This window comes from Lysinibacillus sp. Ag94, assembly GCF_023242215.1.
GTDB lineage: Bacteria > Bacillota > Bacilli > Bacillales_A > Planococcaceae > Lysinibacillus.
Window position 1 is genome coordinate 3419904 of record NZ_CP096780.1, and the last position, 17085, is coordinate 3436988.

General features: G+C 36.6%; 21 protein-coding genes. 7 read left to right on the top strand and 14 right to left on the bottom strand.

Going from position 1 to position 17085, the window contains the following annotated elements; translation table 11 throughout:
• Positions 1 to 31 precede the first annotated feature (31 nt).
• The 4 genes from MY533_RS15840 to MY533_RS15855 form a co-directional block, all read right to left on the bottom strand.
• Positions 32 to 754: a metallophosphoesterase family protein gene (locus MY533_RS15840; RefSeq protein WP_248716714.1), complete on the bottom strand. Its 723-nt coding sequence runs from the start codon at positions 752 to 754 to the stop codon at positions 32 to 34.
• 20 nt (positions 755 to 774) lie between these two features.
• Positions 775 to 1278 (bottom strand): DinB family protein, encoded by a 504-nt coding sequence (locus MY533_RS15845; protein WP_248716715.1) that lies wholly within the window; start codon positions 1276 to 1278, stop codon positions 775 to 777.
• Between the two features lie 71 nt (positions 1279 to 1349).
• Entirely contained in the window at positions 1350 to 1892 is a 543-nt protein-coding gene (locus MY533_RS15850; protein WP_248716716.1) for a TlpA family protein disulfide reductase, read from the bottom strand.
• 52 nt (positions 1893 to 1944) lie between these two features.
• Positions 1945 to 2322, bottom strand: a complete 378-nt coding sequence (locus tag MY533_RS15855; protein WP_248716717.1) for a hypothetical protein — start codon at positions 2320 to 2322, stop codon at positions 1945 to 1947.
• A gap of 730 nt (positions 2323 to 3052) precedes the next feature.
• Between MY533_RS15855 and MY533_RS15860 the strand changes: the two genes are divergently transcribed.
• Together MY533_RS15860 and MY533_RS15865 are read left to right on the top strand one after the other, a co-directional pair.
• Complete coding sequence (locus MY533_RS15860) at positions 3053 to 3532, top strand: DUF6530 family protein (protein WP_248716718.1); 480 nt, start codon at positions 3053 to 3055, stop codon at positions 3530 to 3532.
• Between the two features lie 19 nt (positions 3533 to 3551).
• On the top strand, positions 3552 to 4928 hold the full coding sequence (locus tag MY533_RS15865; RefSeq protein ID WP_248716719.1) for an MATE family efflux transporter: 1377 nt from the start codon (positions 3552 to 3554) through the stop codon (positions 4926 to 4928).
• A 520-nt stretch (positions 4929 to 5448) separates the two neighbouring features.
• Here the strand turns inward: MY533_RS15865 and MY533_RS15870 are convergent.
• Together MY533_RS15870 and MY533_RS15875 are read right to left on the bottom strand one after the other, a co-directional pair.
• Complete coding sequence (locus tag MY533_RS15870; protein ID WP_248716720.1) at positions 5449 to 5649, bottom strand: cold-shock protein; 201 nt, start codon at positions 5647 to 5649, stop codon at positions 5449 to 5451.
• 656 nt (positions 5650 to 6305) lie between these two features.
• On the bottom strand, positions 6306 to 7229 hold the full coding sequence (locus MY533_RS15875) for a substrate-binding domain-containing protein (protein ID WP_248716721.1): 924 nt from the start codon (positions 7227 to 7229) through the stop codon (positions 6306 to 6308).
• 163 nt (positions 7230 to 7392) lie between these two features.
• Here MY533_RS15875 and modA point away from each other — a divergent pair, with 163 nt between their 5' ends.
• The gene (modA, locus tag MY533_RS15880) at positions 7393 to 8181 is read left to right on the top strand and encodes a molybdate ABC transporter substrate-binding protein (RefSeq protein WP_248716722.1); all 789 of its coding nucleotides are present in this window, start codon (positions 7393 to 7395) and stop codon (positions 8179 to 8181) included.
• Positions 8182 to 8838, top strand: coding sequence for a molybdate ABC transporter permease subunit (gene modB, locus MY533_RS15885; RefSeq protein ID WP_248716723.1), 657 nt, complete (start codon positions 8182 to 8184; stop codon positions 8836 to 8838). It abuts the gene before it with no gap.
• A 91-nt stretch (positions 8839 to 8929) separates the two neighbouring features.
• On the opposite strand, the gene moaD is transcribed toward modB, so the two are convergent.
• Genes moaD through MY533_RS15910 form a run of 5 tightly spaced genes read right to left on the bottom strand, consistent with a single transcriptional unit; the run spans position 8930 to position 12440 of the window.
• Complete coding sequence (moaD, locus tag MY533_RS15890; protein WP_132357035.1) at positions 8930 to 9163, bottom strand: molybdopterin converting factor subunit 1; 234 nt, start codon at positions 9161 to 9163, stop codon at positions 8930 to 8932.
• A complete protein-coding gene (locus MY533_RS15895) occupies positions 9156 to 9635 on the bottom strand; it encodes a molybdenum cofactor biosynthesis protein MoaE (RefSeq protein WP_132357036.1) in 480 nt (159 codons plus the stop codon). Before MY533_RS15895 ends, moaD begins: the two co-directional genes overlap by 8 nt.
• On the bottom strand, positions 9632 to 10156 hold the full coding sequence (gene mobB / locus MY533_RS15900; RefSeq protein ID WP_248716724.1) for a molybdopterin-guanine dinucleotide biosynthesis protein B: 525 nt from the start codon (positions 10154 to 10156) through the stop codon (positions 9632 to 9634). Before mobB ends, MY533_RS15895 begins: the two co-directional genes overlap by 4 nt.
• Positions 10117 to 11409 carry a molybdopterin molybdotransferase MoeA gene (gene glp, locus MY533_RS15905; RefSeq protein ID WP_248716725.1) on the bottom strand — a complete coding sequence of 431 codons (1293 nt, stop codon included), beginning with the start codon at positions 11407 to 11409 and terminating at the stop codon, positions 10117 to 10119. Before glp ends, mobB begins: the two co-directional genes overlap by 40 nt.
• Before the next feature lie 14 nt (positions 11410 to 11423).
• Positions 11424 to 12440 (bottom strand): thiazole biosynthesis adenylyltransferase ThiF, encoded by a 1017-nt coding sequence (locus MY533_RS15910; protein ID WP_248716726.1) that lies wholly within the window; start codon positions 12438 to 12440, stop codon positions 11424 to 11426.
• 119 nt (positions 12441 to 12559) lie between these two features.
• Here MY533_RS15910 and MY533_RS15915 point away from each other — a divergent pair, with 119 nt between their 5' ends.
• From MY533_RS15915 to moaC, 3 genes are read left to right on the top strand one after another with little or no spacing between them, the layout of a single operon-like run.
• Positions 12560 to 13054, top strand: a complete 495-nt coding sequence (locus MY533_RS15915; RefSeq protein ID WP_248716727.1) for a MogA/MoaB family molybdenum cofactor biosynthesis protein — start codon at positions 12560 to 12562, stop codon at positions 13052 to 13054.
• On the top strand, positions 13051 to 13638 hold the full coding sequence (locus MY533_RS15920) for a molybdenum cofactor guanylyltransferase (RefSeq protein ID WP_248716728.1): 588 nt from the start codon (positions 13051 to 13053) through the stop codon (positions 13636 to 13638). Before MY533_RS15915 ends, MY533_RS15920 begins: the two co-directional genes overlap by 4 nt.
• The gene (gene moaC, locus MY533_RS15925) at positions 13631 to 14113 is read left to right on the top strand and encodes a cyclic pyranopterin monophosphate synthase MoaC (RefSeq protein ID WP_132357042.1); all 483 of its coding nucleotides are present in this window, start codon (positions 13631 to 13633) and stop codon (positions 14111 to 14113) included. Before MY533_RS15920 ends, moaC begins: the two co-directional genes overlap by 8 nt.
• 82 nt (positions 14114 to 14195) lie before the next feature.
• Here moaC and moaA read toward each other — a convergent pair whose 3' ends face one another.
• The 3 genes from moaA to MY533_RS15940 are packed head-to-tail and all read right to left on the bottom strand — an operon-like array spanning position 14196 to position 16389.
• A complete protein-coding gene (gene moaA / locus MY533_RS15930) occupies positions 14196 to 15212 on the bottom strand; it encodes a GTP 3',8-cyclase MoaA (protein WP_248719224.1) in 1017 nt (338 codons plus the stop codon).
• Position 15213: 1 nt separating this feature from the next.
• Positions 15214 to 16029 carry a formate dehydrogenase accessory sulfurtransferase FdhD gene (fdhD, locus tag MY533_RS15935; protein ID WP_248716729.1) on the bottom strand — a complete coding sequence of 272 codons (816 nt, stop codon included), beginning with the start codon at positions 16027 to 16029 and terminating at the stop codon, positions 15214 to 15216.
• A gap of 12 nt (positions 16030 to 16041) precedes the next feature.
• Positions 16042 to 16389, bottom strand: coding sequence for a Na-translocating system protein MpsC family protein (locus MY533_RS15940; protein WP_132357045.1), 348 nt, complete (start codon positions 16387 to 16389; stop codon positions 16042 to 16044).
• Between the last annotated feature and the right edge of the window lie 696 nt (positions 16390 to 17085).

Consider the following 17085-nt stretch of genomic DNA (forward strand, 5'->3'; position numbering starts at 1 on the left):
CGAGTGTTTGGACACCCGCTGAAATACCACCTTAAACTCTTCCATATTTTAATGCTCTGGCCCAATCAGACCTATTTTGAATTTCACTTTGTTTAATAGCGACCTTAGTATCATAAGGAATGCTTAACTGCTCAATCATCCATTCACCATTCCGCTTTTCTACAACTGTATAATTCGCAAATGGTGTACCGGATTCCATCTTATAATAGAATGGTTCAACTTCTTCATAAGCAGGCAAACCGACACTGCCTGGATTAATAATGATTTTGTTATTAGGTAAATAAACAATCGTTGGAAAATGGGAGTGACCACAAAAAATAATATTTTGTGGGATATCTTTTACTAATTTCATTATTTCCTGTGTCTGTTTTAAAGTAACACCATTTGGCGTTATATCATTCAACATATATAGCTCATCATTTTCAGGTGAAGCATGACAAAGGTAAAAATCATCTGTCTGAATGGAAAATGGCAGGTTAATTAACCAGCTTTTATGTTCTTCTGAGAGCATGTCTATTACATATTGCACGGTTGGATTTTCCGATAAAGACGCCAACAATATCCGATCACAATTCCCACTTACACTTTTAATATTTGTACTCTTTATCATTTCATATTCTAACGGGAATAACGGTCCGTAAAGAGTGTCCCCTAAATTATATATCTTATCGATACTTCTATATTTTATATCTTCTAACACTGCTTTTAATGCGTCTTTATTTCCATGAATGTCTGATAATACAGCTATTTTCACACTATCATCCCTAATTAGTTTTACATTTTTGGAGCTTCCATACCGAAATTTGTCCACTCCTCTTTAGCTGGCCCATAAATGCCTGGGACAGTTAATCCCGCCTGTCGCATAAGAACCGTCATTTGTCCCCGATGGTGATTCTGATGTTGAATCAAGAACATTAACAATGTACCAATTCGCATTTCTTGACCGAAAAAATGGATGTCCTCGTGAAGGGTTTGATCAGTCCAATTTGTTTTTATTGCCTTCACAAATGCATTATTAGTTTGGGAATAGCTATCTGCAATAAATTGTGCAGAAGTGGGAACAGGATAATCTTTAGATGGAGCATCAAATGGTAAACTTGTATTTGAAGTAATGATTCGAATTGCAGTAACAGTATGCCAAGCAATACGTCCTAATGTCCAATTGTCAGATGTTATTTCCTGTTTAAGCGATTCATCAGTTAGATTATTTAATAACCTCTGTGTACAATTTGCTTCGAACGCCCAAGACTTAAAAAAATCATTTAAACTCTGATACATAATAATCCCCCTCGTTCTTAAAAGTGACGCCAATAGAAAAGTGCTCTCATCATAAAGGAAATGTTTATAGATTAGTAGAGGTTTTCAATATATTTATTTAATTCTTTTTGATTAATCGATCCTTTTATCGTGTACATTAATTTACCTTTGGAATCAAATATAAAAGTTGTTGGATAAGCCATTATTTCAAATGATTTTTGAAGTGTACCATCTAAATCAAGAAATATAGGGAAATTCAATTTGTATGACTCTTGAAATTTCATGGCATTTTCTCTACTATCTTTAGAAGTTGCATTGATCGCTAACAGCTCAACATTTTCTGGTTTATTGGTATAAAAATCCGTAAATTCAGAAGCCTCTTCTTGGCACGGTCCACACCAAGATGCCCAAAAGTTAACGATTAGGACCTTTCCATTGTATTCTTTAAATGTTGTTGATGATTCGTCTAATCGTGTTAATTTTGCATCAAAAACAAGCTGTTTTGTTCCATCTTCATTTTCTACTATCGGTTTGACTGTTGTTTCTTTTATAAATACATTTTTCACAACAATTCCTACTAGTACTACGACTAACAAAGCAGATATATAATAACCTAAACGCTTTTTATCCTGCATAAACAATCACCTACATAAACCTTTTTAATTATCGTTTTCTCTTAAAACGTACCTAGATTGAATTTCGATAAGCTAACATTAATTTTTCTTTGGCTTTCTGACCTGCTATGCCGTTTTTTAATAAATCATCAGATTTTTGGTGATCTAAAGTTTTTGTAAATTGATTGAATAGGCTATCCAACAAAACGTCAGTCATCCCGCCTGTGCTTTGATCTGTATCTTGTTCCTTTGGTAATTTTGTTTCTTTAATCAGTACTCTTTCACCATTTAAATTTGTTACATAATGACGAAGATAACCACCTTCTCTTATAATTTCATATTTCGCTTTTGCCTTTTTATTTTTATCTAAAAATAAATCTGGAGATAGTCTATTATTTTCACCTTTTTTAATCGTATTTATGTAATTATTATTTGTAGATTGGATTCTCATTCTATTACCCTCCTTCATTCGTTTTTCCGATATTCAAAGAATAATGCCTATTTGATTTCCATTATATATACCAATTGGATCATAACCAAAACGTGTGGTTGATTTCCGTTCCGACCATAGAAAACATCCGCTGCGCTGCAGGGTCTCTGGCCAACAGATGTTTTTTGCGCGAAAGCGTGAGTGCAACGTAGCGACAGCGGCAAGATGTTTTTTGCGCGAAAGCGTGAGTGCAACGTAGCGACAGCGGCAAGATGTTTTTGCGCGAAAGCGTGAGTGCAACGTAGCGACAGCGGCAAGATGTTTTTGCGCGAAAGCGTGAGTGCAACGTAGCGACAGCGGCAAGATGTTGGTCACGAAGGCGTTATCACAGGATGTGATGCTTTTAGCCTTCGTTCCTCTATCGCTGATCCCCAGAAGTCGCCCAGTCGGAACAAAGGTCAACTATTTCCATAGTAGAAGTTTTAACAAAAGTCATCCACAACTTTTGATGATGAACCAACCAATTACCATTTTAACCAATTTAATGAATTCAGTCTACTCTCTATATAACTATCCCCTTTCATCAATGCAGTCTTACAAGATAACATTTCAACTAATTTGTTCGTTAGATCCATTGTGTGAAAAATTTTCCACAAAAAAATTGACCTCTGAATTTGTCCAATGTTATATTTACTAATGCAGTAATTTACTAAATTACTAAAAATTGAACGAATAAAGGGAGATGTAATTAATGAAAATACCTACTCATTTAAAGCATAAACCTGTTATTGTTGCTGAAAATTATGCCAATATTGATGGGCGCACTGCTTATCATACAGATGCGCAAGGGCTGTCACTTGGCTTAGCTCAATGGAATGACAGAGGCAAGGTTGATATTTCTGCTAAAGTGTGGCGTCATACAGGTGGTAAATGGTCACGTCAATCGGAAGAATTACCACTTCATCGCGTGCTTGACCTTGCTATATTAGTATGTGAATCTCAGCTTCATTTTAAGGAAGCTTATCGCTACGATCATTTATATGATGAAGAAAACCCTGTTATTAAACGTATTGGCTTACAAGGGGATGCAATGACAGTGGAAGTATGTACGGAAAATGAACAAATTGAAGAGGATATTAAGCTCTTTCATCAGGCTTTAAGTGCGGATGGTGAACTAATAGGCGAACGCCTGCGCACGCTATCACATATTTTAAAGGAAATGGGTTATTAAAACCCAAGAGGGGATAAAAATGAACCAACAAATTTTACATGATGATAAGAAACTGCAAAAAGCTTTTTTTAACTTTTTAATCCCGGTTATGCTAGCAAATGTGCTGCAGTCACTAGGGCAAGTCTTTGGCATGTTTATAGTTGGGCGCAATTTAGGTGTTGATGCGCTAGCAGCAATTTCAGCATTTTTTCCATTCTTCTTCTTTTTAATGGCATTTGCTATTGGGATTGGCTCAGGTAGCTCGATTTTAGTAGGGCAAACGTATGGGGCTGGCAATCATGAGAAGATGAAGGAGGTTGTAGGGGTAACTTTAGCCTTTACAACGATTTTATCGATTGTCGTCGCAATTTTTGGTGGCTTTTTTATTGAGTGGATTTTACGCTTTATGCAAACACCCGCAAATATATTAGATATGAGTATAAGCTATGCTCAAATTTTATTTTTCACATTACCAATTATGTTCTGGTATATGGTGTACACAACCTTTATGCGTGGTGTAGGTGATTCCAAAACACCTTTTTTATTTTTAGTCATAAGTGTTATTTTAAATATCGCATTCCTACCACCATTAGTTTTCGGCTGGCTTGGCCTGCCTAAGTTTGGTTTGAACGGCGCTGCTTATGCCTCTGTTTTATCCAATCTAGTGACGATGTTATTATTATTTGCCTACTTGCATAAAACAAAGCATATTTTACGCTTAGACAAATCGATTCTACAGCATTTTAAATTAAAGAAGGATATTTTAGCTTCATTATTAAAATTAGCCATTCCGGCAAGCATTAGTATGGTTGCAATCTCTGTAGCAGAAATTGCTGTAATAGGCTTTGTTAATGTTTACGGCTCCGATGCTACTGCTGCTTACGGTGTTGTCAATCAGGTCGCTAGCTATGCACAGGTGCCTGCGATGAGTATTGCTATTGCGACCTCAGTATTCGTGGCGCAGGCTTTAGGGGCAAACTCTACGGATATGATTAAAAAAATTCGTCAATTTGGTGTGCTCGTTAACTATATTTTAGGTGGCGCGATTATTTTAATCATGTATTTATTTGCGGAGCCTATTTTATCTTTCTTTATTGATAAACAGGACACGGTACTCATCGCCAAGAATTATTTATATATCGCATTTTGGAGTTATTTAATTTTTGGCCATACACAAACCGTTTCAGCTACAATGCGAGCTACGGGTGTTGTCTTATGGCCTACAATTTTCCTAGTTATCGCCATTTGGGTAGTCGAGGTACCATTGGCGTTTGTTTTATCGCACTACACTACATTCGCGCTAAATGGCGTTTGGATTGCTTACCCTGCTGCCTTCTGTGTACATTTTGTATTACAATACGCATACTTCAAGCTAGGCTGGCAAAAACGAACATTAAAAGCAATGCTCAGCGATTAATTTTATGATAGGGTCTGTAGACAAAGTTACTGTAACTTTGTCTACAGCAATTCTCTATAGGTGTATAGAAAAAGAATATAATTGAAGCAGTAAATATCGGACCTAATTTATAAGTGAAACGTTCTCTTTTCAAAATTATGCCTGTTTGCCCACTAGCTTGAGATGCAAATAATCTAGATATAGCTCCCCCACTACTTGAAAAGTAAAAAGTGCCCCCAGCGAAGACTATACCAGTGAAAAACATTACCTCGATCATTCTTACGGAGAAAAATGAAGCAATAAAATACGTAATTAAAACTTCCACAATAAATGCTACTATTATAATTATCAAATTTTCCTACTCATATTTATCCTCCTACTCTTCAAAGTTTACCTTCTAACTATGTATGCGATTGATTTTGTATATAGTTCCAATTTTGCACTCATTAACCAATCCATTTTCATTACAGCTCTTCTTTTTTTGCATAAAAAAAAGGCATCCTACTGAAAGGATGCCTTTTTTATGGTTACATCATTAAAATTAAAGTTTTACGATGTTTGTAGCTTGAGGTCCGCGTTGGCCTTCTTCTACTGAGAACTCAACTTTTTGGCCTTCTTCAAGTGTTTTGAAACCTTCACCTTGGATAGCTGAGAAGTGAGCGAAAACGTCATTTCCACCTTCTACTTCGATGAATCCAAAACCTTTTTCTGAGTTAAACCATTTTACTGTACCTTGTGCCATTTTGCATGACCTCCATTAATTGTATTTAAGTAAAATCATTTTACTTCAAAAGAAAAAAATTCACATATTACAAAAAGCATCAAACAAAACACGATTACTCTTTGTAATATGTGAATTTATTGTTCTCTTGAAAACGATTTTATTATACTTAATATATAAGAAAAAATCATATTTGTCTAGTGTAAAAGCAGATTTTCTAAAATTTAGTTTCTTTCTTCCCCGTTTCGTTACAAAAATAAGTTCAACTACGAGGTATATTTCACTTTTTAGAGCCATGTACTCCGTTAGTTTTCACAAGTTTCTTTCTTATTCATTCCTTATTAATCTTCAATATAATATATTACAATGACTTAAATTTTAGTTATCCTTTGAAATAAAGTTTAACAAACGAGCTTTATTAAGCTAACACAAGCACATTCTTTGTATTAGTAGGTCCGTCTGGTTCAGGGCGTACATTTGTGGCTTGGAGTAACAGCGACAGGATGCTTTTTGAGCGAAAGCGAAGCGAGGTTGGTCACGCAAGCATTATCAAAGCCTGTGATGGTCTTACCCTTCGTTCCTTTACTTACTCGCTCTAAGGTCTCATCTGTCACGCTAATCCCAAGGAGTCGCCCCCATCTTCTGGATGACACCCTAATTTATAGTGCTGAAAGGAGTTAAAGCGTTTCATATATAACTTGTCCCATTTGAGTGACGTCATAATCTCCTAGTGCGACCACTTCTGATTGGAATTCTGGTGAATTTAAAATCTCTTTTACCGATTCAACCAGCAGTTGGTTTTCAGGTGTTTTTAATAAGACAATATCATAACGTTCTCTAATGAGTGGTATAAAGTCAACCTCTATGAGTTTTGATATTTTTTCAATGCCTATTCCAATGTCTGCATGCCCATTTGCGACAGCAGAGGCTACATCTATATGGCTCATTTCTTCTTCGTTATACCCATCTATTGTGGTTGGCGATATGTGATGAATTCGTAATTGTTCATCTAGGAAAGTACGAGCACCTGAACCTTTTTCACGGTTCATCAATTTTAATGATTTGGTCTTAAAATCATCCATTGATTGAATTTGCAACGGATTTCCTTTTTGAACATAAAAGCCTGCTCGGCGTGAAATCAGATTGAGAAGAATATATGAGTGACTTACAAAAATCTTTTTTAAATAAGGTGTATTATATTCCCCTGTATCCCCATCGTACAAATGTAAACTAGCAATATCACAATCCCCGTTATACAGCGCCATGACACCATTAAAGCTACCTTCATGCGAGCGCAACACTTTAATTGATTGTTTTTTCTCTATATATTTTCCTAATAAGTCTAAGGCTAAATCTTGTCCGCTAATAATAATTTTTTTATTTTTTGTCGAAGGAGTAGTCGAGGCAGTAGATGCAGCAGGAGTGACTCCTGTCTTACTCTTTTGTATATATAATTGTAAATCGGTTTTATCCACTCGCATTTGTCGGCCTACACGAAAAATAGGTAAATCTCCTTTTTTCACTAAATCGTAAATCGTTAATTTTGAAACCTTTAATAATTGAGCCACCTCTTCAATCGTATAGGAATGTTCATGTGACATGTAAAAAATCTCCCCTTCTGCTTCTATTGATTCTATAGTATCGTAATTATCATATTTTTTACATCTTAAAAGTTTCTAGTGATTTGGTATTTCTTTTTTAGACATAACTAATTATAATTAGTTATGTCTTGTTATAACGAGTTATAAAAGGAGTACAATCAACGTGAAAAAGTATTATAGTTTAATAGCTATATTGGTACTACTTATCGGCATTTTAGCAGGTTGTGGTAGCCAAGGAAGCAACAACAAAGTAAACGAACCAGTCGAGTTAACGATTTCCGCAGCAGCTAGTTTACAAGATTCATTAGAAGAACTTCAAAAAAACTATGAAAATGAACACGATACGATTAAAATCACATTTAACTTTGGTGGCTCTGGTGCTTTACAACAACAAATTTTAGAAGGTGCTCCTGTTGATCTTTTCTTTTCAGCGGCAGAAGATAAGTTTGATGAGCTAGTTCAAAAAGGTTTAATCGATAAAAAACAAGGAACGGATCTTTTAGCGAACGAATTAGTGTTAATCGTTCCGAAGAAAAATGAAAAACATATTCAATCATTTGGAGACTTAACAAAAGTTGATAAGATTGCTATTGGTACACCTGAAACGGTCCCTGCTGGCAAGTACGGTATAGAGACATTGAAAAACATGAACCTATGGGAAAATGCAGAACCAAAAGTAGTGTATACAAAAGACGTACGACAAGTTCTTACTTATACAGAAACTGAAAATGTTGATGCAGGGCTGGTTTATAAAACAGATGCCCTTGTATCAGAAAAAGTCGATGTCGTTGCTACAGCTAAAGAAGATACACATACACCTATTATTTATCCTGTAGGTGTTATCAAAGATAGTAAGCATGCAAAAGAAGCGGAGGATTTTTATCACTATTTACAAAGTGAGCAAGCGATGAAAGTATTTAAAAAATATGGTTTTCAGGGAACTCATTCATAGATGAGCACGGATTTCTGGTCACCTATTAAACTTTCTATCGAAATAGCGCTTGTGTCAGGAGTAATTGTAATAGTAACTGGTATTCTATTTGGTAAATGGATGGCAAAGCGTAATTTCAAAGGAAAATTATTTCTAGAAACAGTGTTACTTTTACCATTAGTATTACCTCCTACTGTAATAGGCTTTCTTCTAATTGTTATTTTTGGTAAAAACAGCGTGCTTGGTAACTTGATTACATGGCTTTTTAATCAACCCATTATGTTCACATGGTGGGCGGCGGTCATTGCCTCTACTGTTGTGGCATTTCCTTTAATGTATCAATCAGCAAAAACTGGCTTTGAATCTGTTGATGTGGACATTGAGAACGCTGCACGTGTTGATGGTGCTCACGAATGGCAAGTTTTTTTCTTTATTGCTATCCCTCTTGCATTAAAATCAATTGTCTCAGGTGGAATTTTAAGTTTCACACGAGCTTTAGGTGAATTTGGTGCAACCTTAATGTTTGCCGGAAACCTTCCAGGCAAAACGCAAACTACGCCACTTGCTATTTATATGGCAATTGGCTCGGGTAACATGTCACTCGCTTGGTCATGGGTGATTTGTATGATAGGTATTTCCTTCCTTATGCTTCTGAGCGTTCATTTTATGAAGGCATAAAATGAAATGTTAACTAGTGGCTCTTCCCCTACAAATATAGTAAAAGATGTAGTCGGTGCAAACTAATCTGTACCAACTACATCTTTTCTTTTTACCCCCCACTAATTGGTGGAATAAACGCGATTGTATCCCCTTTTTTTACAACCGTTGCATCTGTTGCGAATTCCTCATTTACTGCTGTCATGACATGTTGTAAATTAACTTGTGAATATTGCGTTTCCATCCATTCTTTAATTTGTCCAACTGTATGGTCTGCTAAGTCTATACATAATTTTGACTCACCGATCATTTCTTGTAAGTGCGCAAACAATAATATGTTAATCACAAGATTCCTCCTCACCCATTGATGGATTTCCTTTTGGATAAGGGACATTTTCTAATTGATCACCAATCCATTCAGTCCCATCTTCCCAATACTCTTTTTTCCAAATAGGCACAATTTGTTTAATACGGTCAATAGCATATTCATTGGCTTCATAGGCTATTTTACGATGTGGTGATGACACCGCAATTACTACGGCAATATCCGAAATTTCTAAATGACCAACACGATGTGTAATGGCTACTTTCGCTTCTGGCCATCGCTCTTGTATTTCTTTACATATTTGTTCAAACATTTTAATAGCCATAGATGGATAAGCTTGATATTCCAAATGTAGTGTTTTCTTGCCTTTTGTCATTTCACGTACTGTTCCGATGAAAACAGTGATTGCACCAGCATTTCGATCTGTTACTTTTTGTCTAACTTCTTCAACATCAATTGGTTTATCAATGATTTCAAACAACGATGTAGTCATGATTTTCTCCTCATTTCCTGCATAAGAAAATCCATATATTGTGCTTTTTCATTAATTGAAAAAGTTGGATAATCTAACGGTTTATTTAGTGGATATGTTGGCCAATAAAGAACACAAATGATATTGCCTACTTTTTCTAGCAAAGATTCATCTTCCGCCTGCCGCAAAAGAACAACCTTCGGATAGTCTTCATTTTTATAGCCTTCAATGAAAATGATATCCATATGAAATGTTTCATAAATAGCTAGAATATCAGCAAGCTGCCAGGTACTTTGGTGAATACTCATGCGCAAAGTACCTTGTCCTTCAACTGCTGTTATACTTGCGCCAGCCTTCTCATGACGAACACTATCTTTTGAACTTTCGATCATAGGGATACCACCGTGTCCATGGTGCTTGATTGTTCCTACACGAAAACCTTCTGTCGTGGCTTGTGTAATGAGCTGTTCCATTAACGTTGTCTTACCACTATTTTGATAGCCTACGATTTGTAAGATTTTTCGATGTTGCCCCATGGCCACTCACTTCCTTGCAAATCTTCTAACAATAAAACGACTACTTGCATGCCTTTTTCGTATCCACGTGATCCACCTGGTAATACAATAAAGGCATTTGCCTCTGCTAAAGAAGAAACGGCACTAGATTTATCGAACCCAGAGGGAACTGCCATTAATTGACCGTTTTCGTAAGACGCATTCGCACGCACAAAACGGGTAAATGGATTCGGTTTTTTAAAGTCTGCATTTAAAATAGCGTGCTCTCTACGTAAATGTGGTTGCTTATTGCCAAAAGCCGTACGAATAATCGGTCGTGTAAATAATTCAAACCCAACATAGCACGCTGATGGGTTACCTGAAAGTCCAAATAATAATTGACCATTTCGAGCTGCAACAGTTGTGACACTACCTGGTCGCATTGCTACTTTATTAAAAAGTACTTGTGCGTCAATGGCTTCATAAATGGCAGGTAAGTAATCGTAATCACCTACTGATACTCCTCCTGTTGTAATCAATATATCTACTTCCTGAAGAGCTTTTTCAACAGCTTGAATACATAAATTTAGCTCATCGCTGAATTTACCAAAATATTTGACGGTTGCTCCAGCACGTTCAATTTGAGCCATTATCATATAGGCATTACTATTACGAATTTTCCCAGGCTGTAAAGCATCACTTGGTTCTAGTAATTCACTTCCTGTTGCAATTACGCCAACGATTGGTTTTCGAAAAACAGGTACTTGATCATAACCAAAAGTAGCAAGTAATGCGACAACACCTGGATTGATGTATTGTCCTTTTTCCATAAGAATTGCGCCTTTTTGAACGTCCTCTCCCTTATAGGAAATATTTGTTCCTGCTTCATAAGCGCGTTTAATCGACATATAAGGCTGATTGTCTTCTTCAAATGTGTGCGTTAATTCGAGCATAACGACAGCATCACATCCGTTCGGGATAGGAGCCCCTGTCATAATGCGCACCGCTTCACGATCACCGACCTCTCCCTCAAATACATAGCCCGCACCAATTTTCCCTACTACTTTAAAGGTTACTGGATTGTCTGAACTTGCCCTTTGACTATCGACCGAGCGAATAGCATAACCATCATAGGGTGAACGATCAAAAGCTGGTACATCTTGGTCAGCAGCAACATCTTCTGCTAAAAAACGTCCATGTGCTTGCTGTAGTGAAACAACTTCTATTTTTTCTTGGAAGGCAAACTCCATGACACGTTGAACAGCTTCTCCAACAGCAATTGGTTTTCTTTTTTCTAACATTTTAGAACACTCCTTTATCCGAATAAACGATAATAAATGGTTTTAGCTTTTTGTATATCTTGTACACCGTGAATGACAACTCGTCCATCTTGGAAAATCACTAGTCGATAATCTTCTGCTTGGCAAGATAGTAAATAAGGATTTTGTTGAATATCACCATAGGGACTAAGTTGAACGGCGAGCTGATCAAAATTATAATGAATCGTTTTTACCGGACGTATTTGAATAGCATCGCGACCACATAATACGTTTAACTTTGTTTGATTTTCATATGATAAATACGGATAGGTCGGATTTTTGCCACAGGATGGACAATCATGATTGCGAACTTTTTCAACGTTAATTTCATAATGTTGATTTTGCCAAACATCAAAAGTTAAATAACTTTTTCGTAATGCTTCTTCATCACCTACTAAAAACTTTAATACCTCAGCCACCTGATAAGCGGCAACGATTTGAACAGTCGGACTTATAATTCCTACTGTATCGCATGTCATCCCTGTATTGGGCATCGCTGCTAGCAAACAATGTAAACAAGGTGTTTTACCGGGCACAATCGTATAAGTAGCGCCATAACTGCCAACACAAGAACCATACACCCAAGGAATTTGATATTTTTGTGCAAGATCGTTCATCATAAAGCGAATATCAAAATTGTCCGTTGCATCCACCATCATATCTACATCCGCAAGCAGTGGGATTATTTGCTCTGTATACGCATCAAGAATATATTCATTAATTTCTACCTCTGCGTTAATGCTTTGTAGTCGTTTTTTTGCAGCGATTACTTTCGGTACCTTTTCTTGCGCATCTTGTTCGGTATATAGTTGTTGCCTTTGTAAATTACTCCTCTCTACATAATCACGATCAATAATCGTCAACTTTCCGACGCCTGCCCTGACAAGCGCCTCAGCGCTAGCACTACCTAAAGCACCAACTCCTATCATCAGGACATGCTTTTCTTTTAGTAGTAGCTGCCCGTTCTCTCCGATTGGGCTGAATAATTGTTGTCTAGAATATCTATTATGCATAAACGTTTTTGCCTTTCTTTCTATGAATTTTAGTTTGACCTTTTAATATATAGCTTTATAATAAAAGCAATGTTTTTCAGCAAAAACAAAAATCAACTTATAAAAGGAGGTCTTTTCCCTTGCATCCCACACATAGTGAACTTCTTATCCGAGCTGCCATTTTAACAGTGAGTGACACACGCACGAAGGCGGATGATCGTGGTGGTCAGCGTATTCAATCATTACTTCAAGAAGCTTCATTTGAATTAGTAGACTACCAAATGTCAAAAGATGAACCTCTTGAAATCTCCAATCATGTACTTAAATGGTGCGCTGATCAAAGCATTAATACCATTATCGTAACAGGAGGCACAGGATTTACACCGAGAGACCAAACTTACGACACGATTCTCCCTCTTTTCGAAAAAGAAATGATGGGCTTTGGTGAATTATTTCGAACACTAAGTTATGAAGAAATTGGCCCAAAAGCCATGTTTAGTCGTACAACAGCGGGTAGTCGCGATAAAACGGCTATCTATGTACTACCAGGTTCAACTAATGCCGTGACCCTTGCCATGACAAAACTGATTCTTCCTACTGTTCAACATTTTGTCGGTGAGTTGAATCGCATATGAAAATGGCTGGTGTTGTCTTAGCTGGCGGCCAATCTTCACGATATGGTCAACCGAAAATGTTTGAATTATTTGCTGGTCTACCTTTATATAAGCACAGTCTCATAGCCTTACAAAAAAATCAACTACAGCCTTTAATTATTGCTACGAATGCTAGCTTGCACTCAAAGTTTGTAGAAGAAAATGTCCAATGGATTATTGAAAAACAGCCTCATCAAGGACCTCTGTTTGCCTTGCATAATATAATGACAAATTTTCCGGAAGTAGAGTGGTTTTTCGTCATAGCTAGTGATATGCCTTTTATCAATGCAGAATTTGTCCAAACTATGCTCACATTTATCGATGATCGTTATGATGCGATTGTTCCTAAACAAGCTTCAAGATTACAACCTCTTGCTGCTTTATATCGACGCAGCGCATTACCAAAAGCACAGCAATTAGTCCAACAAAACAAGCGAAGTATGAAAGTCTTGTTAGAGCAACTTCAAGTATGTTATGTTCCATTTGAAGAAAGCTCCACATTTATCAATATCAACTCTCAACAAGATTGGCTACAAACATTCGAAAGGAAGTCTAATAATGAGTAATTTTACACACTGGAATGAAGAAGGTCGTCCGAAAATGGTCGACATTTCAGATAAAACAATCACAAACCGTACAGCGATCGCTCGTAGTACAATCACGTTATCCGATGAAGTCTATCAAGCTATCCAACAGGGAGGCATTAAAAAAGGCGACCCAACGCAAGTGGCACAAATTGCGGGGATTATGGGTGCTAAAAAAACGGCTGATATTATCCCAATGTGCCATCCGATTATGTTACAAGGAACAGATCTTCAATTTGACTATACAAAAGCAGAGGTAGGTTACGAACTTCACATTCAAGCTACAGTAAAATGTAATGGTAAAACAGGTGTTGAAATGGAAGCATTAACTGCTGTATCCATTGCTGCTCTGACTTTTTATGATATGTGTAAAGCCGTCGACAAATCTATGGTGATTAAAGAAACATACCTCGTTCAAAAAACGGGCGGAAAAAGTGGCGATTTTGTGCATAAATAAACAGAAAAAATCCGGCATTTGCCGATTTTTTTCTGTTTATTAACATAAGTCACCAGCACTAACTAATACCACGCTATTTCGTCTAACCACCGATATGTGACATTTCAATTTTTGCGTGTTTCCTTTTTTCCATTGTCTGTTCATTTCGTTCATCGGAATAGCGATCTTTCCTATTTTCCCAAACATTCGAAATGCATTGGGTAATCGTTTCATCATCTTCCCCTGACCTTAACAATTCTCGTAGATTCGTTCCTTCTGTAGCAAATAAGCACGTATATAATGTTCCCTCTGCCGAAATACGGGCACGAGAACAACTGGAGCAAAACGAATCTGTTACAGATGATATTACGCCAATTTCACCTTGAGCATCCTCATATTGATAACGTGTAGCCACTTCCCCTTTATAATTAGGCGCAACAGGATGCAGAGGGGAGAGTTGATGGACTTGGTCAATGATTTCTTTCTTTGACACAACTTCATCTAGCCGCCAACCATTCGAATTACCGACATCCATATATTCAATAAAGCGAAGAATATGCTGTTTCTCTTTAAAATATTGTGCCATCGACATGATATCTTGCTCATTTTTTCCTTTTTGAACGACCATATTGATCTTCACTTGTAAGCCCGCTTCTGCCGCTTTTTCTATACCTTCTAATACCGTTTTTACCTTTCCTCGATGGCCATTCATCTCGAAAAAACGTTCCTCATTTAGAGAATCTAGACTAATAGCTACTCGTGATAAACCTGCTCTCGCCAATTCATTAGCATATTTTTTCAACAATGTGCCATTCGTCGTTAAGGCAATATCTTCTACTCCAGCTATGCGGTGTAGACGTTCAATTAATGTCGGCAGATCACGACGTAGTAAAGGCTCACCACCAGTAATGCGTACTTTTTTCACACCTAATGAAACGAAAATCTTTACTAATCGTTCGATTTCGTCAAAACTCAATATTTTATCGGACGGTAAAAAAGCATAATCTGGACCAAATACTTCTGCGGGCATGCAATATTGACAACGAAAATTACAACGGTCTGTTACTGATATCCTTAAATCTCTTAATGGTCTGTGTAGTTGGTCTTGTAGGTTGGTAATGTTAATCTCTTCCTTTCATTTTATTTGTAGGTAAATGAATACGTTCTTTGTGTGTATAAATATTAAGTGAATTTTGGCGAATAAAGCCTACCGTCGTAATACCGAGTTGCTCTGCCAATTGCAATGCTAATTCTGTTGGAGCAGATTTAGATAGCACAATTTCACAGCCAATTTTCGATACTTTAAGTAAAATCTCAGATGAAATCCTTCCGCTAAATACGATAATTTTGTCCTGAATGCTAATTTTGTTTTTTAGGCAATAACCATAAATTTTATCTAAGGCATTATGACGCCCAATATCCATTCGGCTTAATAAAACGCCATTCGCATCACATAGCGCTGCATTATGAACACCACCAGTTTGTTTGAATGTTTCGGCCAAATCTTGCATATCACGCATTAAACGAAAACAATCGTCTGTAGTAATACGCACATGAATGCCTTCCATTTTTTTAGCGACTAATGCATCATTAGCAAATACAAACCCTTGACGGCTCATGCCACAGCAAGAAGTAATGTAACGCTTATTTTGAATTTGTTGAAAGTAAGGATTCACACGCTTTGTTTTAACGTGCACAAAACCTTCCTTTTCTTGGTGCCAAATGGCTTCAATATCTTCGTAATCGCGAATAATTCGTTCAGAAGCCAAATAGCCAATAACCATATCTTCTACATACTCTGGTGTACAAACCATCGTCACGAATTCTTGCTCATTAATCTTCACTGTGACCGCATATTCTGTGACAACAGTATCTTCTATTTCATTGAATTGATTACCTTCAACACGTATTATTTCTCTAGTTACTGCGCGTTCCATATGGCATCCCCTTTATTCGCTAATATTATCTTCGAAAACAAAGACAGAAATAGCAAAATCTTCTTCAATTTTGATATCTGAAAATAAATGGAGTAACTTAGTGCCCATCAATTCTTCCATGCCGTCTGGAGGTGATTTAGTATACAAATCTTGAATCATTCTTGTACGTGCAGCATGAACCATTTTTAACCCTTCAGGCGTACTCGCAATAAATTTTTCTGTCGGTGTGATATTACCATATAAAGTTGAGACAGCCATGTTCTCTACGAAAACTGTATGAATACGCTCTGGTCCTTTTCCAAATATATCTTTGCGTAGTTTTCGAATAATGTCGTTGAACTCATGCACTTTTTTTGACATTTTACCGATTCTCCCAACGTAATTAATCTTTTTATCCTATGTTCATGGGGGTCACCCTTACAGTTTGTTAATAATATAGCAACTTAAATAAAAATTAAAGAGAAAATATCCAATGATAAATATTATCAGTCCTCGATCAATTAAGCCTTGGCGTAATTGCGTCCGGATTTTGAATTGTGCCCGCACAATTCATTCCTTTTAAAATCCGTGACATCCGCCGGAGGCTTTATCTTCATTCAGGAAGTAGGGAAACCTATTGAAAAAGAAGCTACATCTGCATTTATCTAACCACCTTCTGAGATAGGAATTTCTACTGAATGAAGATAAATTTTATTATAATTATTGTCGATTTTGGCTGAAAAGGCTATAATAATTGGTATTACATATGGAATGAAAGTATTTTGATTCCTTTGTCATGGTTTCATACAAATAAGTTTGAACTATAGGCATGGTGGTTTTAATATTTAAATTCTATAGTTATATTGAATAAAAAATAAAAGTTGATTGAATTTTTAGCAAGGCCTGTTAAGAATTTTATCCACCATGAATAAATAGCATGTTAGTACATGCCTTTTCATGGTGGATTTTTTTATTTTTGAGCAATATCAACATCGACAACAAATACTACACGCTTTTTGCATCTATGTTGGTGTAGAAATTGGACAAATTGGGAAATGACATTATAACAAGACAAAT

What these genes read in the sequence shown, in the direction of transcription:
- modB (WP_248716723.1), top strand. Translation starts at nt 8,182, where the DNA reads ATGAGCACGGATTTCTGGTCACCTATTAAACTTTCTATCGAAATAGCG.
- MY533_RS15855 (WP_248716717.1), bottom strand. Translation starts at nt 2,322, where the DNA reads ATGAGAATCCAATCTACAAATAATAATTACATAAATACGATTAAAAAA.
- MY533_RS15910 (WP_248716726.1), bottom strand. Translation starts at nt 12,440, where the DNA reads ATGCATAATAGATATTCTAGACAACAATTATTCAGCCCAATCGGAGAG.
- MY533_RS15895 (WP_132357036.1), bottom strand. Translation starts at nt 9,635, where the DNA reads ATGACTACATCGTTGTTTGAAATCATTGATAAACCAATTGATGTTGAA.
- MY533_RS15870 (WP_248716720.1), bottom strand. Translation starts at nt 5,649, where the DNA reads ATGGCACAAGGTACAGTAAAATGGTTTAACTCAGAAAAAGGTTTTGGA.
- MY533_RS15920 (WP_248716728.1), top strand. Translation starts at nt 13,051, where the DNA reads ATGAAAATGGCTGGTGTTGTCTTAGCTGGCGGCCAATCTTCACGATAT.
- glp (WP_248716725.1), bottom strand. Translation starts at nt 11,409, where the DNA reads ATGTTAGAAAAAAGAAAACCAATTGCTGTTGGAGAAGCTGTTCAACGT.
- MY533_RS15860 (WP_248716718.1), top strand. Translation starts at nt 3,053, where the DNA reads ATGAAAATACCTACTCATTTAAAGCATAAACCTGTTATTGTTGCTGAA.
- moaC (WP_132357042.1), top strand. Translation starts at nt 13,631, where the DNA reads ATGAGTAATTTTACACACTGGAATGAAGAAGGTCGTCCGAAAATGGTC.
- MY533_RS15865 (WP_248716719.1), top strand. Translation starts at nt 3,552, where the DNA reads ATGAACCAACAAATTTTACATGATGATAAGAAACTGCAAAAAGCTTTT.
- MY533_RS15940 (WP_132357045.1), bottom strand. Translation starts at nt 16,389, where the DNA reads ATGTCAAAAAAAGTGCATGAGTTCAACGACATTATTCGAAAACTACGC.
- fdhD (WP_248716729.1), bottom strand. Translation starts at nt 16,029, where the DNA reads ATGGAACGCGCAGTAACTAGAGAAATAATACGTGTTGAAGGTAATCAA.
- MY533_RS15875 (WP_248716721.1), bottom strand. Translation starts at nt 7,229, where the DNA reads ATGTCACATGAACATTCCTATACGATTGAAGAGGTGGCTCAATTATTA.
- MY533_RS15845 (WP_248716715.1), bottom strand. Translation starts at nt 1,278, where the DNA reads ATGTATCAGAGTTTAAATGATTTTTTTAAGTCTTGGGCGTTCGAAGCA.
- MY533_RS15850 (WP_248716716.1), bottom strand. Translation starts at nt 1,892, where the DNA reads ATGCAGGATAAAAAGCGTTTAGGTTATTATATATCTGCTTTGTTAGTC.